At 55.7% G+C, this 18,436-nt stretch carries 13 protein-coding genes and 1 CRISPR repeat array; of the genes, 5 read left to right on the top strand and 8 right to left on the bottom strand.

What is annotated here, in order from left to right:
* Positions 1-38: 38 nt before the first annotated feature.
* Positions 39-500, bottom strand: a complete 462-nt coding sequence (locus B149_RS0112230) for a hypothetical protein (RefSeq protein WP_018125453.1) — start codon at positions 498-500, stop codon at positions 39-41.
* A 90-nt stretch (positions 501-590) separates the two neighbouring features.
* Here B149_RS0112230 and uvrB point away from each other — a divergent pair, with 90 nt between their 5' ends.
* The 4 genes from uvrB to dapB are packed head-to-tail and all read left to right on the top strand — an operon-like array spanning position 591 to position 6,477.
* Positions 591-2,588 (top strand): excinuclease ABC subunit UvrB, encoded by a 1,998-nt coding sequence (uvrB, locus tag B149_RS0112235; RefSeq protein ID WP_018125454.1) that lies wholly within the window; start codon positions 591-593, stop codon positions 2,586-2,588.
* A 3-nt stretch (positions 2,589-2,591) separates the two neighbouring features.
* Complete coding sequence (locus tag B149_RS0112240; protein ID WP_026167592.1) at positions 2,592-3,629, top strand: potassium channel family protein; 1,038 nt, start codon at positions 2,592-2,594, stop codon at positions 3,627-3,629.
* A gap of 18 nt (positions 3,630-3,647) precedes the next feature.
* The gene (gene ligA, locus B149_RS0112245; protein ID WP_018125456.1) at positions 3,648-5,693 is read left to right on the top strand and encodes an NAD-dependent DNA ligase LigA; all 2,046 of its coding nucleotides are present in this window, start codon (positions 3,648-3,650) and stop codon (positions 5,691-5,693) included.
* Positions 5,694-5,697: 4 nt separating this feature from the next.
* Complete coding sequence (dapB, locus tag B149_RS0112250) at positions 5,698-6,477, top strand: 4-hydroxy-tetrahydrodipicolinate reductase (protein ID WP_018125457.1); 780 nt, start codon at positions 5,698-5,700, stop codon at positions 6,475-6,477.
* Positions 6,478-6,533: 56 nt separating this feature from the next.
* On the opposite strand, the gene B149_RS17155 is transcribed toward dapB, so the two are convergent.
* Entirely contained in the window at positions 6,534-7,526 is a 993-nt protein-coding gene (locus B149_RS17155; protein WP_018125458.1) for an ABC transporter substrate-binding protein, read from the bottom strand.
* A gap of 331 nt (positions 7,527-7,857) precedes the next feature.
* Between B149_RS17155 and B149_RS0112260 the strand changes: the two genes are divergently transcribed.
* The gene (locus B149_RS0112260; protein ID WP_018125459.1) at positions 7,858-8,703 is read left to right on the top strand and encodes a PEP-CTERM sorting domain-containing protein; all 846 of its coding nucleotides are present in this window, start codon (positions 7,858-7,860) and stop codon (positions 8,701-8,703) included.
* 345 nt (positions 8,704-9,048) lie between these two features.
* A CRISPR array of direct repeats spans positions 9,049-9,675; the repeat unit is 28 nt; unit sequence TTTCTGAGCTGCCTACGCGGCAGTGAAC.
* Positions 9,676-9,803: 128 nt separating this feature from the next.
* On the opposite strand, the gene cas6f is transcribed toward B149_RS0112260, so the two are convergent.
* Genes cas6f through cas1f form a run of 6 tightly spaced genes read right to left on the bottom strand, consistent with a single transcriptional unit; the run spans position 9,804 to position 18,036 of the window.
* Positions 9,804-10,367, bottom strand: a complete 564-nt coding sequence (cas6f, locus tag B149_RS0112265) for a type I-F CRISPR-associated endoribonuclease Cas6/Csy4 (RefSeq protein WP_018125460.1) — start codon at positions 10,365-10,367, stop codon at positions 9,804-9,806.
* 1 nt (position 10,368) lies between these two features.
* Positions 10,369-11,385: a type I-F CRISPR-associated protein Csy3 gene (gene csy3, locus B149_RS0112270; RefSeq protein ID WP_018125461.1), complete on the bottom strand. Its 1,017-nt coding sequence runs from the start codon at positions 11,383-11,385 to the stop codon at positions 10,369-10,371.
* A 20-nt stretch (positions 11,386-11,405) separates the two neighbouring features.
* On the bottom strand, positions 11,406-12,380 hold the full coding sequence (gene csy2 / locus B149_RS0112275; protein ID WP_018125462.1) for a type I-F CRISPR-associated protein Csy2: 975 nt from the start codon (positions 12,378-12,380) through the stop codon (positions 11,406-11,408).
* The gene (csy1, locus tag B149_RS17160) at positions 12,373-13,746 is read right to left on the bottom strand and encodes a type I-F CRISPR-associated protein Csy1 (RefSeq protein ID WP_018125463.1); all 1,374 of its coding nucleotides are present in this window, start codon (positions 13,744-13,746) and stop codon (positions 12,373-12,375) included. The genes csy2 and csy1 overlap by 8 nt, the downstream gene beginning before the upstream one ends.
* Before the next feature lie 37 nt (positions 13,747-13,783).
* On the bottom strand, positions 13,784-17,074 hold the full coding sequence (gene cas3f, locus B149_RS0112285) for a type I-F CRISPR-associated helicase Cas3f (RefSeq protein WP_018125464.1): 3,291 nt from the start codon (positions 17,072-17,074) through the stop codon (positions 13,784-13,786).
* On the bottom strand, positions 17,071-18,036 hold the full coding sequence (gene cas1f, locus B149_RS0112290; RefSeq protein WP_018125465.1) for a type I-F CRISPR-associated endonuclease Cas1f: 966 nt from the start codon (positions 18,034-18,036) through the stop codon (positions 17,071-17,073). Before cas1f ends, cas3f begins: the two co-directional genes overlap by 4 nt.
* Between the last annotated feature and the right edge of the window lie 400 nt (positions 18,037-18,436).

An 18,436-nucleotide genomic window follows, 5' to 3' on the forward strand; every position in this document is an offset into this window, starting at 1 on the left:
TCTACCGACAGCGGGCCCGTGGTTATGGACGAGAGCGGTTATTCCACGATGGGCGGATGCTCGTCGAGATTGTAAAGGCCGCGCAACGGTATGCCCAGATCATAGGCCGGAATCTTTTCGAAGCGGATGAATCCCACGTTCTTTGATTCATCCACACTGCAAAGAGCGGGAAGCCCCTCCGGCACCGGGAACTTCAGGGGCATGCAGGTGATGGCCGACAATCTTGTGGAATACCTCTCTTTGAGATACTCTACGATGCTGTCGCGCTCCTGTGCCGTGAACGCTTCCAGAACAAGCCTGCGGCACTGGCCTTCCGGGTCGTCACTGTTGACCACGAGCGCCTGCCAGTCGTAAGAGGTCTCCTCTCCGGAATCCCAATCGGGACGGAACAGATGAACCTCGACGTTGCGGCGGCCCTTGAAGCTCTTGATGGTCATGCGGATCGCCCAGGCGCGGTCTATGAGCAACGGACTGTCCGGGGGGATAACGGTGATTTCCATGGGACGGCTCCTTGTGTCGTCAGGGGGATTGCACCTTGGCGTGATAGTACACTTTTTCGACATTCTGAACAAGCCCGACGAAAGGTTTGCATGCCCGATTTTCAATTAGCTACAGAGTTCACGCCCACCGGGGACCAGCCGGAAGCCATCAGGCAGATCACCTCCAACCTTGCGGCAGGCATTGAGGATCAGGTGCTGCTGGGCGCCACCGGCACGGGAAAGACCTTTACCGTGGCCAATGTTGTGGCGGAGCTGAACCGTCCCGCCCTCGTTCTTGCGCCCAACAAGACCCTTGCGGCCCAGCTCTACAGCGAATTCAAGGGCCTTTTCCCGAACAATGCAGTGGAATATTTCGTCAGCTACTACGATTACTATCAGCCCGAAGCCTACCTGCCCCACTCCGATACCTACATCGAAAAGGATTCGTCCATAAACGACGACATCGACAAGCTGCGCCACTCGGCCACGCACGCCCTGCTCACCAGACGCGACGTGCTCATCGTGGCTTCGGTTTCCTGCATCTACGGCCTCGGTTCACCCGAGTACTACGCCAAGATGATCCTGCCGGTGGAAGAGGGACAGACGCTGCCCATGGAATCGCTGATCAGCAGGCTCATCGAAGTCCATTATGTGCGCAACGACTACGACTTTCATCGCGGCACCTTTCGCGTCCGGGGCGATACGGTTGAGATCATCCCGGCCTACAGCCGCCAGATGGCCATCCGCATCGAATATTTCGGCGATGAGATCGACTCCATCACCGAGACGGATCCGCTTACCGGCGAGGTGAAGTCGAACCTGCGCAAGACGGTCATCTACCCTGCGTCGCACTACGTTTCCGACCGGGACAACCTTGACCGGGCCATCTCCGACATCCGCGAGGAACTACGGCTCAGGCTCACGGAACTGCGCGAACAGAACCGTCTGGTGGAGGCGCAACGGCTGGAACAACGGACCATGTTCGATCTGGAGACCATCGAGGAACTCGGCTACTGCAACGGCATCGAGAACTACTCCAAGCATCTTGACGGACGCCGGGCCGGTCAGCCGCCCGCGACCCTGCTGGACTATTTTCCCAAGGACTCCATCATGTTCATCGACGAGTCGCACATCAGCGTCTCGCAAGTGGGCGGCATGTACAACGGGGACCGCTCGCGAAAGACAACGCTGGTGGAATTCGGATTCCGCCTGCCGTCGGCGCTGGACAACAGGCCGCTCGCCTTCGACGAATTTCTGGAGCGCAAGGGACAGGCCGTCTACGTTTCCGCCACGCCGGGCGATTGGGAAATGGACCGCTCGCACGGCCTTGTGGTGGAACAGGTCATCCGTCCCACCGGCCTGCTCGACCCGCATCTCGAAGTGCGCGGAGCCGAGGGACAGGTGGACGACCTGATGACCGAATGCCGCGCCCGTCACGATCGCAACGAGCGGGTTCTGGTCACCACTCTCACCAAACGCATGGCCGAGGACCTGACCGACTACCTCAACCAGATGGGCGTCTCGGCCAAGTATCTGCACTCGGACATCGACACGGTGGAGCGCATGGCCATCATCCGCGCCCTGCGTGAAGGGGAGTTTACCGTATTGGTTGGCATCAACCTGTTGCGCGAGGGGCTCGACATTCCCGAGGTCTCGCTGGTAGCCATCATCGACGCGGACAAGGAGGGATTCCTGCGTTCCCCGCGCTCGCTCATCCAGACCTTCGGTCGCGCCGCACGTAACGCCGACGGACGCGTCATCATGTACGCGGACAAGGTGACGCGCTCCATGAAGGCCGCCATGGAAGAGACGGACCGCCGCCGGGAAAAACAGATCGCCTACAACCTTGAGCACGGTATCACGCCCACGACCATCATCAAGCCGGTGGAAAACCCGCTGGCCATGATTTCCGAGAAAGGCGAAGGCAAGAAGAAGGGACGCAAACGGCAGGAACCGGACATCCCCGCCGATCCCAAGGAAATGCTCAAGCTGGCCCGGTCTCTGGAAAAGGAAATGCGCGAGGCAGCCAAGGAGCTGGAATTCGAGCGCGCCGCCCAACTTCGCGACCGTGTGGCACTCCTCAGGGAACGGATGCTGGAGTACGGTTAAGCCATGACATTACGCAATCTCCACGGAAGGATGCTGGTCCTTCGAGCCAAGATGGGAACCTACTGGAGCCTCATGCTCGGGGCGCTCTTCAGCTTCCTCGTGGCAGCCATCGGCGTGGCAGGATACATGCTCATCGAGGGCTGGGATTTCGTCAGCTCCCTGTATATGGTGGTCATCACCCTCTCCACCGTCGGTTTTCTTGAAGTTCACGAACTCTCCGATTATGGACGCATCTTCACGACGATCCTGATCATCGGAGGCGTCGGCAGTTTTTTATACATCGCGGCCGCCTTTGCCCAGGTACTGGTGGAAGGCAGGCTGCAAATTCTCTGGGGGAGACGGAGAATGCAGAAGCAGATAAGCAGGTTGCAAGACCACTTCATCGTCTGCGGCTATGGCCGGATAGGCAGCATCGTGGCGCAGGAGATTCTCGGCGAAGGCCACAGCGTTGTGGTCATCGAGCAGGACCCTAGACTCATTGAAGTCATGGAACAGGACGGCGTCCTGTGTCTGGAAGGCGATGCCACGAGTGACGAGACTCTGCTCGCAGCAGGGCTCATGAACGCCCGCTCGCTCATCAGCGCCCTCACTTCGGAAGCTTCCAACGTCTACGTTACGCTCACCGCAAGGCAGCTCAATCCCGACGTAAACATCGTGGCCCGTGCCGGCAACAAGTCGCACATCTCCCGCCTTGAACTCGCCGGGGCCGACCGCGTGGTACTGCCCCACTTCATCGGCGGCCTGCGCATGGCCCAGAGCGTGCTGCGCCCGGAGGTGACCAACTTCATCGAAGTCGCCGTCCGCGGCGGTCTCGACCTGCAGATGGAAGAGTTGGAAGTCTCCCCGGAATCCGTGCTCGTGGACGTGGACCTGATGAACTCCGACATCCGCCCGCGTTACAACGTCATCATCATCGCCATAAAGAAGCCTGACGGAGCCATGGTGTTCAATCCCGGGCCCGCCGAGGTCATCGGCGCACATGACACCCTGCTGGCGGTTGGCCGCAAGACCGACCTGAACGACATCAAACAGATACTCTAACCCGACCGGACGAAAAGCATGCCCAATACGGACGTCGCCAAGCGCATCGAAGAGCTTCGCGACCAGATAGACTATCACGATTACCGCTATTACGTCCTCGACGACCCGCAGATCGGGGACCTCGAATACGACGAACTTTTTCGCGAGCTGCTCGCGCTGGAGAAAGAACATCCGGAACTGGCAGATGCCAATTCACCGACCATGCGCGTGGGAGCCAAGCCCGCAGATGGTTTCGAGCAGTACGAGCACGCGGTACGCATGTACTCGCTCGACAACGCCATGGAGCTTGACGAGTGGAACGCCTTCTGCGACCGCGTTGTCAAGGGGTTGGGCAACAAGGAACCCGAATTCTGGGTGGATCCCAAGATGGACGGCCTTGCCGTGGAGTGCGTCTACGAAAACGGCAGGCTGACCGTGGCCGCCACGCGTGGCGACGGGCATACCGGCGAAGTGGTCACCCACAACATGCGCACCGTGCGCAACCTGCCGATACAGCTCCGGGGCGACTCGGTACCCAGCCTCCTTGAAGTCCGCGGCGAAGTCATCATGCGCCTTGACGATTTCAACGAGCTCAACCGCGAGAAGCGCGAACAGGGCGAGAAGGAATTCGCCAACCCCAGAAACGCGGCCGCAGGCTCAGTCCGCCAGCTTGATCCCAAGGTAGCCGATGCGCGTCCGCTGCGGTTCATGGCATACGGCATCGGCCGCGCTGAATGGAGCGGTGGCCCACTCATGCAGCCCCGCACGCAGGCGGACATCATGCGCACCCTGAAGGAGCTTCGTTTCGAGATTCCCGAACAGGCCACCCTCTGCTCCGGGCGCAGCGAAGTTGCTGACTATTTTGAAAAAATGCAGGAAGAGCGCGAATCGCTCCCGCTGGAAATCGACGGCGTGGTCGCGAAGGTCAACGACCTTGAAATGCAGCGCGCGCTGGGCTTCACCTCACGCGCTCCGCGCTGGGCGCTTGCGCTCAAGTTTCCGGCACACCGCGCCAAAACCCGCCTGCATGACATCCGCACCCAGGTGGGCCGCACGGGAGTGCTCACCCCGGTTGCCGTGCTTGAACCCGTGCACCTCGCCGGAGTCGAAGTTTCCCGCGCCACGCTTCACAACAAGGCATACATCGAGGAAAAACAGCTGCACATTGGCGATACGGTCCTCATTCAACGGGCCGGTGACGTCATCCCGCAGGTGGTTTCCGTGATCGAACACGCCGAGAATTCCACGCCATACGAATTTCCTGAGCACTGTCCCGTCTGCGGCCACGACACGGTCGAGGACGGCGAGGCCGTGCGCTGCGGAAATGCCCACTGTCCGGCAAAAACCGTTCAGCAGCTCATACACTTCGTCTCCAAGGCCGGGCTGGACATGGAAGGCGTCGGCAAGAAATGGGTACAGCGACTCGCCGAGGACGGGCATCTCAACGATCCTGCCGACCTTTTCACCCTGCCCAAGACCACCCTGCTCCAATACGGCGGCATGGGACCAAAGTCTGCACAGAAGTTTCTGGATGCGGTTGAACATGCCCGCGTCAACGCCCCGCTCTGGCGAGCCATCGCAGGGCTCGGCATCCGACACGTCGGCGAGCAGACGGCGCGGACGCTGGCGGCCAACTACGGCAGTCTGGAGGCGCTGACGAAGGCTTCCCGTGATGAACTGGAAAGTCTGCCGGACATCGGCGGCAAGGTCGCCCAGAGCATTCACGATTTTTTCAGGGCAGAACCGACCTTGCGCCTCCTGCAGAAACTTCGCGACGCAGGGTTCGATCCGCAGGCCGAGATCATGCAACAACAGGAAGCGGACGAAGCGGACTTGCCTTTGAAGGATAAAACATTCATCTTTACCGGTGGCCTGTCCGGCATGTCCCGAACAGAAGCTCAGGAAAAAGTGGAATCCCTCGGCGGTCGTACGGTCAAATCCATTTCCAAGAAGGTGGATTACGTCGTTGCGGGAGATAATGCCGGGAGCAAGCTGGACAAGGCGAACAAACTGGGCCTTGACGTGATCGATTTCGACACGTTCCTCGACATGGTCGGGGAAGAGGCCAAACAGGAAGGAGAGTAATCGAATGGCTACCGACGTCATCATACTGGGCGCCCGCGGACGCATGGGCGCCACACTGGCCAACCTTGCCAATGCGGACGAGGATCTCAACCTCAAAGCGGTGTGCGAACGCCCCGGCAACTGCGACGGACTTGAGTCCTTCGGCTGCCTGTGCGGCGACGATCTTGAGGCGCTGCTGCCGGACTGCCCCGGCGCGGTCATCGTGGACTTCACCTCCCCCGAGGCAAGCATCGCCACTGCGAAAATCGCAGCACGCCACGGCAACCCCGTGGTCATCGGCACCACCGGTCTGAATCCGGAACAGGTGGCGGAAGTGGAAGGCATTGCCAAGGACCACCCGCTGTTCTGGGCTCCGAACATGAGCGTAGGCGTGAACGTGCTGCTCAAGCTTCTGCCCCAGCTCGTACAGGCCCTTGGCGAGGACTACGACATGGAGATCTCCGAGATTCATCACAAGATGAAGAAGGACGCTCCCAGCGGCACCGCATTGAAGCTGGCGCAATGCCTCGCCGAAGCCCGCGGATGGGATTACGACGAAGTGAAGAATCACTGCCGCGACGGCATCATCGGCGAACGGCCCAAGGACGAACTCGGCGTGCAGACCCTGCGCGGCGGCGATGTTGTAGGCGATCACACCATGTACTTCTTCGGCCCCGGCGAACGCATCGAGGTAACCCACCGTGCACACTCGCGCGAGACTTTCGCCTCCGGCGCGCTTCGTGCCGCCAAATGGCTCTCCGGACAGAAGCCCGGAAAGCTGTACGCCATGGCCGACATTTTCTAGCCTGAGCGACAGATCGAATAGAAAAAGGCGGCCTTCCTGATGAGGGCCGCCTTTTTCTATTCTATCAGCTCCACGATTTCCCGGTACTCTTCCGGAATGGTCAGGTTCCAGTGCTGCAAGCCGCCTCGGCTGAACAGCAGCATACCCTGCCGCGCAATGACGGGACTCATATCAGAAACATCAGCGCCGCGAAGAATGCGCATGACCATGTCTCCCGCCGATGCACCCTGATCCTTCCCAGAAAGCACCAGTCCTCCGGCAGCCATGTCTGGCGCCACGGAAAATTCCCAGAAGGCAAACACCGGAACAGCCGAATTGACGGCTGTCCAACGCGCCACGTCCCGATACGGAACCATGGTCTTGCCATCATCGGCAAGCAGCCTGTTGTAAACGCCCAACAGCAGCGCGTCGTACCCTTTGTGGACGCAGGTGGAGACAAAATGTTTCCATTCGTCGAACGTGTTGAACATTTCAAGATCGGCACGGTACCCTTCAAACTGCATCCTGTGGCTCTTAAAGTACCTTTCAAGCAGCATCTTGGATGTGGTCGTTATATCGAAGAGCACTGCAATGCGTCGGAACTGCTGATCAAAAACTTCATTGAGGCTCAAAACGGAGCGTTTGAGCAACGGCCTTTCCAGCACGCCAGTGATGCCGCTGATCTCTTTGAGAACATCCCGGGGGTTGCCGTTGACTCCGAGAAAAACAATCGGAATACCACGATCCTTGACCTTTTGCCCAAGCAGCATGAGCGCATTGTCATCGGCCAGAACCACAACGTCCGGCTTGGCAACGTCAATGAGCGATATCGCTTCGTTCGCCTTGGCGACGAACTGTGTTTCGGGAATACGTTTGGTGTCGAGGTCGAAGCTGGTCAGGCTCACATCCGAGTCCAGTTGTTTCATCATGGACTCGGTATAGTCCCTGACCCACTGGAAGCCCTGATGATAGCTGTTGACAAGCAGAACATGCCCTCCTGCTCCAAGGACATTTTTCGGTAAAATACTGACCAGCAGCGCCAGAATGAAGAATTGAAGCGCCCGTCGCATAGAGAATCCTCCCCGGTATTCAAGTCGGGCCATGCTTCGTCACATTCAGCATGTACTATTTTCCGGATCGGTTCAATAAGCTTATTCGTTAATTCAGTTCCTTTCATTATCCGAATAATCAAATTCTGAAACGGTTGACATCACCTTCCATTTTTAAGGCTGTTAAAAGAGCCGACATATATCAGTAAACTTTTACAATTCGCTCAGTTCATCCTCTCGACAAAAGTACTGTTCAAATCATTCAACGCATTAAAATGAATGTTTTCTCGCCCAAGGGCACCGATCTTGTATTCAAAAACGGAATTTATACGTTTTCTTAAAGGGAGGTCCCATGACTCGTCGCATCCGCATCACGCTGTTCGCAATGCTTACCATGACCTGCTTGTTGGCATCACAAGCCATGGCTTCGACAATCACCGTTACTCCGGACTACAGCGGTCTTTCTCCGGCCGATGTGGTGGGAGCCGCAGGTGATTACCCGCAGCCGCAGTGGGCCGGTGGAAGCTGGCAGTCCGGCGGCAACTCCAAGTCTCAGGCATATTTCACCCCCAGCCAGATATTCGGCAGGGAGAACGTCAGGCTCGGAGAAATCGCTTCAATGAGCTACTGGACAAAAAAAGACACGACTCATGTTGAAAACGCAGGGGACTGGTATCTGCAAATCTACACGAAACCTTTCGAGAACAGTCCCGGCAGCGGTTGGTACGGGTATCGGGTCACTTCCGAACCGTATTTTTCCATGAATCTTACCGAAACACCCGGGTCTTGGACGCAATGGATGACCGGCGGTACGACAACCCCCAACTCTCTTCGATTCTTTGACTCCGCACCCGGATACTACGGCGGTTATACCGATCCTCTCTGGGCGGATTTCCTCGCACTGGCAGCTGAGGATGCCGATGGTTTGGCACGCGACAGTCTGCTCTTTGCGGATCAGGAAATCCTTTACGTGACAGTCGCGACCGGTAACCCCTGGGCAGACGGCTTCGAAGGCCTTCTCGACGGCCTGAGCTTCAATATGACCAGTCAGGAAACCTTTGGCATCAACTTCGACGCAGCGCCGGTGCCGGAACCATCAAGCATCTTCCTGCTTCTGGCGGGCGGCGGTGCCATGGCGCTTTTCTTCAGGAAAAGAGCAACCGGTAATCCTCTCCCCTCTAAGGGGACTGTAAAGTAGAGCCTTATGCCACCACGGCAAGCCTCGCTCTTGGGGACCCCAAGAGCGAGGTGCGGTCGCTCGCCGGTCTGGCTGGATAAGCTGAATTTCCGTATGGCCTGCCCAGGCCTGAAGTCGATGACTGATGCGTTCAGGGCAATTATCGCAACGAATGAGTCGCGGGGGGTAGCACACTATTGTATGAACAGCTTCAAGGATCGGTTCACGCGCTCCGCTGATAGGGAGAAGTCACTTTCAGCCCTGATCCCTCACGGTTGAAGCCATCGACCACGTGCAAACGGCGATAGCTGCATCCCCTTTAACTGACTGTGCATGAAATTCATGGCTACAGACCTGCTCGACATACTTCTGAGCTGCCTATGCGGCAGTGAACCGGAAGCCTGCTACCAACTCCATGCCTGATCATTTCTGAGCTGCCTACGCGGCAGTGAACGTAGGTGGTAACGTAGTTTTTGACCCACAGCATTTCTGAGCTGCCTACGCGGCAGTGAACGCGAAGATGCCGCCGAAGCGGTTGTCAAATTCTTTCTGAGCTGCCTACGCGGCAGTGAACGAAACAAAAGAGGAACATCCATGCGTTTATGTTTTCTGAGCTGCCTACGCGGCAGTGAACGACTGCTACGTGGCGAACGTGCATTTCGCGCATTTCTGAGCTGCCTACGCGGCAGTGAACGAGGCCATCGCCCGGGACGTGCGGTGGTCCATTTTCTGAGCTGCCTACGCGGCAGTGAACGAGGCCGGTCTGGATTTGCGCGGGTGGGGGCTTTCTGAGCTGCCTACGCGGCAGTGAACACCCGTACCTGCCGGACGATCTGGCGCAGTACTTTCTGAGCTGCCTACGCGGCAGTGAACTTCGACGCCACCGGTGTGCACGTGTCCATGCTTTTCTGAGCTGCCTACGCGGCAGTGAACGTCGCCAGTAAGAGTTCGTCGACGGGGGGAACTTTCTGAGCTGCCTACGCGGCAGTGAACAAGAACTTTTCTGACACTTCTCCAACAACATCAGTCGGGTTGCTCATTGTTGGCCCAAAAACCCTTTTAAAAATGAAAACACTAACCCTTTGGAATAGCTGTTTTTCATTTTCAACAAAATAAAAGGGTCAGAACCAGGGGATCGTCGCAGTCGGACTAAGACCGTAGGAACTGAAATGACCGGCAACCGGAGAGTCCAGCACGGGACCATTCTCGATAAACAACTTGAACCGCCGTCCTGTGGAGCTGCTCTGCATGTTGATAAACGGTAACGTGCTCAGTCTCACAGCCGTATCCGGAATCCTTTCCCGGGCCTCGGCTTCCGTGAGTCCATGCCGTTTCATCAGCCTCCGACGTAGCCTTTCGGGATTGCTTTTCGTCTGCACGCGCCGCACGACACGATGCTTCGCCGTCTGCGGCACTTCCGACAACTCACCACACTTTACGTAATCGCGAAGCGTGGCAAGCCATGGACGGGAGAACAACTGTTCCAAGTCCCCAATGCTACCATGGACTCGCAGGCAACAGCCAAGGGAATGCTGCCGCTCATCAAACTCGGGGAAACTGACCCCCACTCGATCCATTGCGTTCACGGCCAGTTCATTATGCAGCCTGCCAAAAGCCATGTTGAGCACAAAGGCCGAAGAGATTTCCGGAACGTTGAGAATCTGAATATCAACGTAATGGGTCATATTAGGAATCCTTTTCACCAAATACGCCACCACGTATCAGTGTCGCCATGACAAAGTGCTGTCCTTCCGTATCCGGGGCCTTGTCCTTGCACACCCATTTGTCCAGCAGGGAATAGAAGTCCACTCCCATCTTGGGTTGGCGGCAGGCCCTTCCTATGGTCGTGACTGAACCATAGGGTTCCACGGCAATTGGTCCGACCTCCTCGGCCAAAGGATGCCAGTCGTCAATGGTCCGCAACGCATTGCCGATTTTCTGAGAATGCATTCCGGCCACACCTTCTACATGGTACAATGTCTTGCTTTTATCCCCCTTACCACGTTCAAGGCTCAACTCCTGAGAAGGAAAGACCTCCTGCCCTGCTCCCACACGGGCGAACGCCTGAACATTCAGGATCACGGGCTTGCCCCCGGAAAAGCCATCCTTGATAACAGCGGAAAGCTCTTCAATGCCTCCTGCTGCACCTTGGGGTACCTCAAAATCACGAAGGCTGAACGTCAATGAGTCAAATTCCCATGAGGTCTTTGCTTCACCGTCCTCCACGTGCGAAATCCTTACCTGCACGGCCTCCGAGCCGAGCCGATTCCGCCATAAGAAACGCGCATTGGCGAGACACACGGCGTACCTGCGAGCCAGTTCACCAAAGCCGGTTCCTTCCGTGTAACCTTGCACCACCTCACAAAGTCTGGCCTGATATTCAGAGTTGTTACAAGCCGAAGGTGTGCCGACGCCGCCCAGAATCTTGAGCGTAAAGTTCACAAGCAACGTATCGCTATCTACAGGCATCGTCGCAACATCAACACTTTGCAGGTTCGGCTTTTCGATCTGAGCATCCAGTTTAGCGGGATCGGACTCTTTTTTCGAAAGCCTGTTGGAAATGGTTCCGCGAACATATTTTTCGCGAATGGCAATGGGTGCCCACGTGTTTGCATCATCCTTCCGATCCCAGCTGCCTGCGTAGAAAAGTGCGTCTGAAGGATCGAGTTTGCGTTCAAAAGCGAGTACGGAAGCGGTTTTCATAACTTTTATCTCCTGAAAGGTTACATTGGTTTGGACTTGTTTATACAACGGTACACGCCGTTTTCTTCGTCGTACGACGCATGCCACAGCATGTCGGCGGGTTCTGACAGGTGATGGGGACCAACCCACTGCCCAAGCGAATAAATGCTTTCCACGAACTGGAACGAGGTTGAGTCGTCGCGGGTGTTGTCCACCTCGCTGTTGTCATACCGGGGAGAAAGGGCCGTGTAGCCCACGGGAATGGGAACGATCCATCCTTCCCGGGCATCCCGCTTCCATTCCCCACGTTCCGTCACTTCGCCGGTGTCTTCGTTCACCTCTTCGATTCTTGAGCAGCGCCAATTGATCCTGGACATATCAAGCCATGCGTCCAAAGGAGTCGCGGTCGGATCTTCCTGCAAAAGATCGTCATGACGCTCTTTCAAAAGATCATCCCTGCCAATCAAGGTGAAACCGGGCAGCAATCTGCGGCGAACCGACCTGAACTTGCTCAAGCGCTCTTCCCACTCATCCCCGAGCGACGTGAAAAACGGCTTGTGCGCCATGGGAAGAATGCTGCCTCCGGCAATACGCATGGAAAACAAAACATCACCGATCTGCCTTGCCAGCATCTGCTGCTCGCCCACGGCATCGCCAAGCACATCGCTCTGCACGCCGAAAACCAAACTTATCTCCATGTTGGCGCGGCCTTCCTCGATGATCGGGGCGGTTTTCCCGTCCTTTCCTACAGGGTTCCGTGTCAGATGAAAGGTGTGCGAAAATCCATCATCCGAAACATGAGGCTGAAAGGCATGGCAGACCACGCCCACTCGGTTGAAAAGGACTTCACCCCCCTCCTCGCGACCTGCAAGCCGCCTTTCCAGAGCCCACATCAGTCCCATAAAAGCGGTCATGGAAGGAAATCCCCATGTCAACGGCGAAGAGATGCAGTTCACGTTCTGCACCTTGATTCGGGGAAAGGTGAGCAGCCCGTCGAATTGAGGAGCATCAGACATGCGCTTCCTCCTTCAGTTTTTCTCCCACGTTTTTCAGAAGCGGCGTCATGACATCCTCACGGAAAACATCCGACCAGAACACCTGCTCGGCATCTTCCAAGGGCAGCTTGCCCCCCAGCGCGCCGTTCAGCCAGTTGGCGAACCGGTTGCTGATATCCTTCGTCCAATCCCTTGAAGCGTATTTTTCCCGGAAACGCGCTGCGAAGTCCGCATCCCTGGCATAACGCCCCGGGTCCAACAGCATCACTTCACATTCCACCAGCAAGCATTTCGGATCCGCGCTCCAACACGGATCAAGGGCATGGAGGTCTCCACAATAGAGACTGAACTCACCAAGGAGTTGATCCAGATATTCATCCCGCCGTATCCGCGTGGTCATGTTCGCGGGTGGATCGGATTCGAGAAATCCTTGAAAATGCTTGAGGACAGCCTGCGTATCACGGCGCAGTCCGAACTGCTCGAACAGAGGTCTTCGGCCGTACGGAGGTCGGACAGATCGGGACATCCAGACCGGCGGCAGAGAGGCCAGAAGGTAGTTGCGTCCCCCGCGTTCGCTATTGAGCTGACTAACGTTCTGTGGTTTTGTGCCACCAAGCTTCTGTATGCCAAGGTGCGGATATTCATGAATGCCGTACTCGCAGTATTCATTCTTTCTTTTGGCGGCTCGGGCAGCCTTTGTGTTGTCGCTGTACTTGTGCTCACTAATGCGTCCATAGACTTCATGAGCCAGAGAGCTGGAATACATGGGTGCAAGGATAGTGAAATCGACATCTTCAACAGGATCTTCGCCCGTCAGCCAGTAAATCTGCTTCATCCTTTCGTGGCTTGCCAGCTTGTTACCCAATTCGCTGATGCTTCCGAACGTACTGCAATGGTCTGAAATCGAATCAGCACCTCCAATCGCCTCGCACAAATCCTTATCGTGAATCTTGAACCACTTAAATAAAGGTACTCCTTCATATTCAAGCGATAAAAACTTATATAACACAAAACGTGCCGAGTTATTGGTAAAGTCAACGGCGAATGATTCATCTAGATGACATGAACCAACTTCCTCAAGTGGTGTCAGTGAAGCAGGCGGGCAATATAGATTCGTACCCTTTGCATGAGAATCTGTCGCCTTCAAAATATGCGTTGCCGCATCAATATGCACGACCAGGGCAGCCGCTTTTTCCACCCATGACCGCAGCCCGTATTCTTCCACGAGGGAATCTCGCTTCTCCGACAGCTCCACCCTTTTTTCAGGATCCTCCTCTTTTTCCAGCTTGTTCAGTATCTGTTTCAATTTGGGTTCAAGCTGTTCTTTCAGGAACTCTTCCATTACAGACCGAAAGCCGCTGACGCGGTTCGGATCTCCCTGTCCCATAATATGCTCCTTATTCAGGTACTTCCGTCATGAATCATTACTTGCGTGGCAGAAATCCCAGAGCAGGATGGAAAAACCAGCCCTGTGCATTCTCCGGCAAGGAAAATGTGCCGAATTTTCTGGCGCACTCATCAAGGTCCATCCCCAATTCGCCAGCCAGCGAGCGCAGGGCGGCCATATAGTCTACTTCGGCCCAGGGACCGATACCCCGCCCCGTGCAAACGGAATCATCCAATCGTTCCAACTTCGCATTCTGAAAAAGTTGCGTCCCCTTGCGGATATCATTGCAGAACTGAACCATATTGAAGTCCTCGCCACTTTCATCCGGCAACAAGGCGAAATCGCCCTCCTCCATCGAACTCTCCCTGAACCGCTGTTTCTGCTGCAAAATCCCCGTTTGCATGGCCTGAGGCACACGCCAACAGGAATATGCCCCCAATGGGATTCGTTCCTTGAGCACTCTGCGCTGACGAGCACTCATCTTCTTGTCCAGCGGAGGAAGCATCTGCTGACGAAGGCGGGCATGCTCAAGATCGACGAGGCTGCCGGCAGGGGCAAGCTCGGCCCGCTCAAGAACACGTGGAGCTGCCGAAACCGGCGCAACCTCCTGCACGGCCAACAGATCCGACAGGGAATGCGAAGACAGGGCAAACTCCCCACCGTCCTCAAAACCGGGGCGCGTAAAAGCCACCCGCTCCCCTTTCAGTGACCGCACGTTTTCATTGAGCAGACGAATGTTGGGAATGTGACACGATCCATCACGATGCCTGCGGACGCGACCGGCAAGCTGGATGACCGATCGCATGGAGGACGGCTCCACAATGGCCCAGTCGTAGTCATGATCCCGGCCGACCTCGGCAACAGGAGAAGCCAGCACCACGAACAGATGATTCGTCTCGTCGGAACCGTCCAGCTGGCGACGAATCTCGTCCAGCGCAAAGACAGCATCCGGCTCCTTTCGCATCAAGGTGGTGTCCAGCCTGTATTCAATGGCAGAACGCAGCAGCAGCGGGAATCTGGAATGGTACACACACAAATGGATGCGCGTATCTTTCGGAATTTCCTGCCGGTACAATTCCATCGCAACCTCATACAGCGGCCCGATGTTGGCCATTCGCACCAGTCCGAAACTCACACGCTTTAGTGTCGCGGGATCAGGAGACGAATGCGCTTGATGCAGACTTAAAGAAGAGGAAAGAATAGTATCGGCAACGCGTTTTGCCAGCACACCATTGGACAACCCCACAGGCACTATTTCGGCAAAACGTCGGGCAGGCAGACTGGACAGCCGGGCCACTCGGTCGGTGACAAACTTCTGGTGCTCGGCAACGAACGATGCTTCTGAAGCACAAGAAGAATGGTGTACGCTGAATTCGTCTACCCACATGCAACAGACTCGGGGCTGATCCTCATGGAGAACACCCCGATTTCGTGTAAAAATCTCCCGCCCCTTTTGATACGCCAGAAACATTCCCTGCACGAGCGACGGAGGCAGCGTGGCGGACGAGACAAGCACTCTGGAGCCGAGCATGCCTGCCCAAAACACAAGACGCGTCAGCGCGGGCAGGTCCTTGATATCGTAATCGTCCAGTTCGTCCAGAACCAGATCACTGCCCAGCAGTCGCAGCATGGGCAAAATCTGTCTGCCACCACGGATGCTCTCAGTGGCTGAAATCAAATGATCGACAGTGCAGACCAACATTGGCGCGGTTATCAGGGAGCGGGCTTTCGAACTCTCCAGAACGTGTCGAAGAGAAGGGAAGACATCGGGGTTACCGTCATAGAGGACATGCTCACCGAAATCCAACAGATCTCCGGCGGACTCCGCCCCTGAGGCTTCCGCTTTCGATGCGTAATGCTCTGCCAGTTTCCTGCCGCTCCTTCCTCCTGTATGAATAGCAACCTCGGTGCTATCGAGGGCAAGAAACCTGCGATATTCTTTACCGGTCTGTTGCGTCAGGGTCCTCAAGCCCAGCGCAAAACAACAGCGAAAGCCGTTATCCGGACTCTCAAGATTGTACATGATACGGGCATTCGCAATGGTCTTGCCGCAACCGGTTGAAGCCATGTTCACCACAAACGCGCCATGATCCCGAGAGGCTCCCCGACAGGACGCGGCAAGTTCTCCCGCCTTGTCCTGCCACGCGAACTTGTCGTTTTGGGCCCGTCGTTGCAATCTCCTGCACCGGGCCAACCGGGGAAGCTCACGTGAAAGGAACGGCAGCATTCGCGATGATTGATGCGCCAAACGCATCACGCCTATCAAGTGCTCCGAAAGGGTCTGATCCAGCCGACGCCTGCCGTTGACAAGTTTCGTGTTGGCGTAAAGCGTGGCCTGTGCTCCCCGCCCTTTGAACTTTCCGGTTGCAGAACGGCTGGAATACCCATGATCCGCAAGCATCAGAACCATGCGGGACAAATGCTGCACATGCGGATCGGCCGCCCACTTACCCAACTCTGCAACACCGTGTTTCTCAACTTCACGGGCAAGGGCCGTCATTCTTTTTCGCCATGCGCCATTACTGACTGGCAACCCCTTCTCGAACTGCCAATATGCCGCAACGTCCACTTTTTCCCGCGGCCCAAGCTCGTTCCAATCCGCTTCGATAGTATCGGGCACCTTGGACAAAGCGCTCGAAACATCTCTGGAGTCCGGCAGAACGGGCAGGCGATGGTGTGTCATTATAAGCCATGCCAGGCTACGAGCTATGGGAGCATGGATGCTTTGGAACGGCCCCGAAGGCTTGTCATCAACGCCGTCCCGAGTCAGAGAGTGAAGAGCCTCCTTCCAGTATTCCCCGACGTCGGAACCCATTCGGGATATCCAGTCTTCGTCCGAATCGTCCCCGACAAAAGCCTGCAACAAGCGTATGCTGATCCACTCATGGCGATACGCATTCCTCTCATACCGCGTTTTTTTCAACCGCTGCTGAAACTCGTCGCAGGCTTTACCCAGATCATGCAGCAGCCCGGCCATACAGGATAAAATACGAACAGCCCAAAGGCTGCTCCAGTCATTTTCATCGCTCTGTCGCAAAATGTCCCGTTTGGTCCAATTTGTGGGAACAGCACCGCTGCCATTGAATCTTTGGGCGTTGCCAACGATCCAGAGGAGTTCCGTCCTGTTGCTGCCTCGCACCCAATGACATGCGACCGCCGTATTGCGGCGGGCACTCCTGCCAAGCAGGTTGCGCAAGGTTTTGAGACCGGCGTTTGTGATGGGTGTCTGCCAGACCCGTTCACCACGACGTTCGGCAAACTGGTCCAGTATACGACGCGTCTCCGGCAACGCCCTGCCGGAACACTCTGATACAAGAATAATGTTCATTGCACTGCTGAGGGAACGCGTTTGGCAATGATCTTGAGACCGTCGATAATATGGTCCAGAGCCTCAGCGCGAACAAATGCGGCAATGCAGGCCTCACGAAAATCCTGATTTGTGTCCCCTTTTGCGGCAGAGAGAAAAGCCAACGGCAGCACGACAGCATCTTTCACAATGTCTGCGGCATCAAAGACCAGACCGCCCCGTCGTGTCTTTCCATGCAGAACCGAAAGACCGTGAGGCAAACCAAGCACCCACGTTGCCGTGGCACCAAGACCATAGGCAAGATAGTTCCCGTGATCCAAAAAACTGTTGGCCGGGTCGAACCCTCTGCCGCGTTTGGAACGGGAAAATTGTCCGTATCCCGTATAAGCGGCAATCATTTTGTACAATGCCTTGGTCAGTCTAGCTTCTTCAGTAAGTAATGATTGGGAATCTTGCACTGCGGCAATCCTGCTCTGCGATTCAACGATCAGAGTAGAAACAGACTCCGTCACAGAAGAGTCAATGTCAGGATTATTTGTCCATTGAGATATAATGAATTCATGCCGAAGCTTTTGTAATATTTTTGCTGCCTGTAAACGAAGCTCTTCAGTAAACCAGAACCGAACCCAGCGTTGGAGATATTCTGTGGGACGGTACTCTGACTGTGGGGAGAACCAGGCAACCTCAAAATCGTTTTCCATTGAAGAGAACAAGGGAGTTCCACCGCCGCCGCAAAATCCTACCAAAACCCCGGCCTTGGAAAATTCCCTCATGGCCGCCTGCGTTATCGATGTGCCGGTACCCAACAGAATGCTTGTGGTATTGGCTATGGGAATGTTCCAGTATAAAGAACGCCTACCTTCATCCGTTACATATTCGACCCTCCCCCCATTCACCAGCACCCTGCAATACTCAAGGTAGTATATATTTGCTCGTTTGGAATGAAGAATGGTCTTCAGTTCCGAGGAAGATATGCTCTGCATACTGTCACCCAGCTGCCTGCCTAACTAGATAAAACATTATTATATATAGACATGAAGCAATAGATCCAGTCAAGACATAGAACACGTCAAGTTGGCAAGCATAAAAATGAACCGCCAGACCCTTCTAAAAACCCCCAAAAATAAACAATAAAAATCAGAATCTTAAGACATCAAGATTTAGAAGGGTCAATTCAGTTATTTGCTTTAATTAAGAATGACGATAGAAGGTTATTGGAACTTGGCTCTAGTTCACTGCCGCGTAGGCAGCTCAGAAAGTGGTGGCGCTCTCCATGAGCGAAAGATCGGAGTTCACTGCCGCGTAGGCAGCTCAGAAAGCTGAACGAAACCTCTCCGTAGTCGGGGAGGCGTTCACTGCCGCGTAGGCAGCTCAGAAACGAAG

Source organism: Desulfovibrio oxyclinae DSM 11498 (assembly GCF_000375485.1).
GTDB lineage: Bacteria > Desulfobacterota > Desulfovibrionia > Desulfovibrionales > Desulfovibrionaceae > Pseudodesulfovibrio > Pseudodesulfovibrio oxyclinae.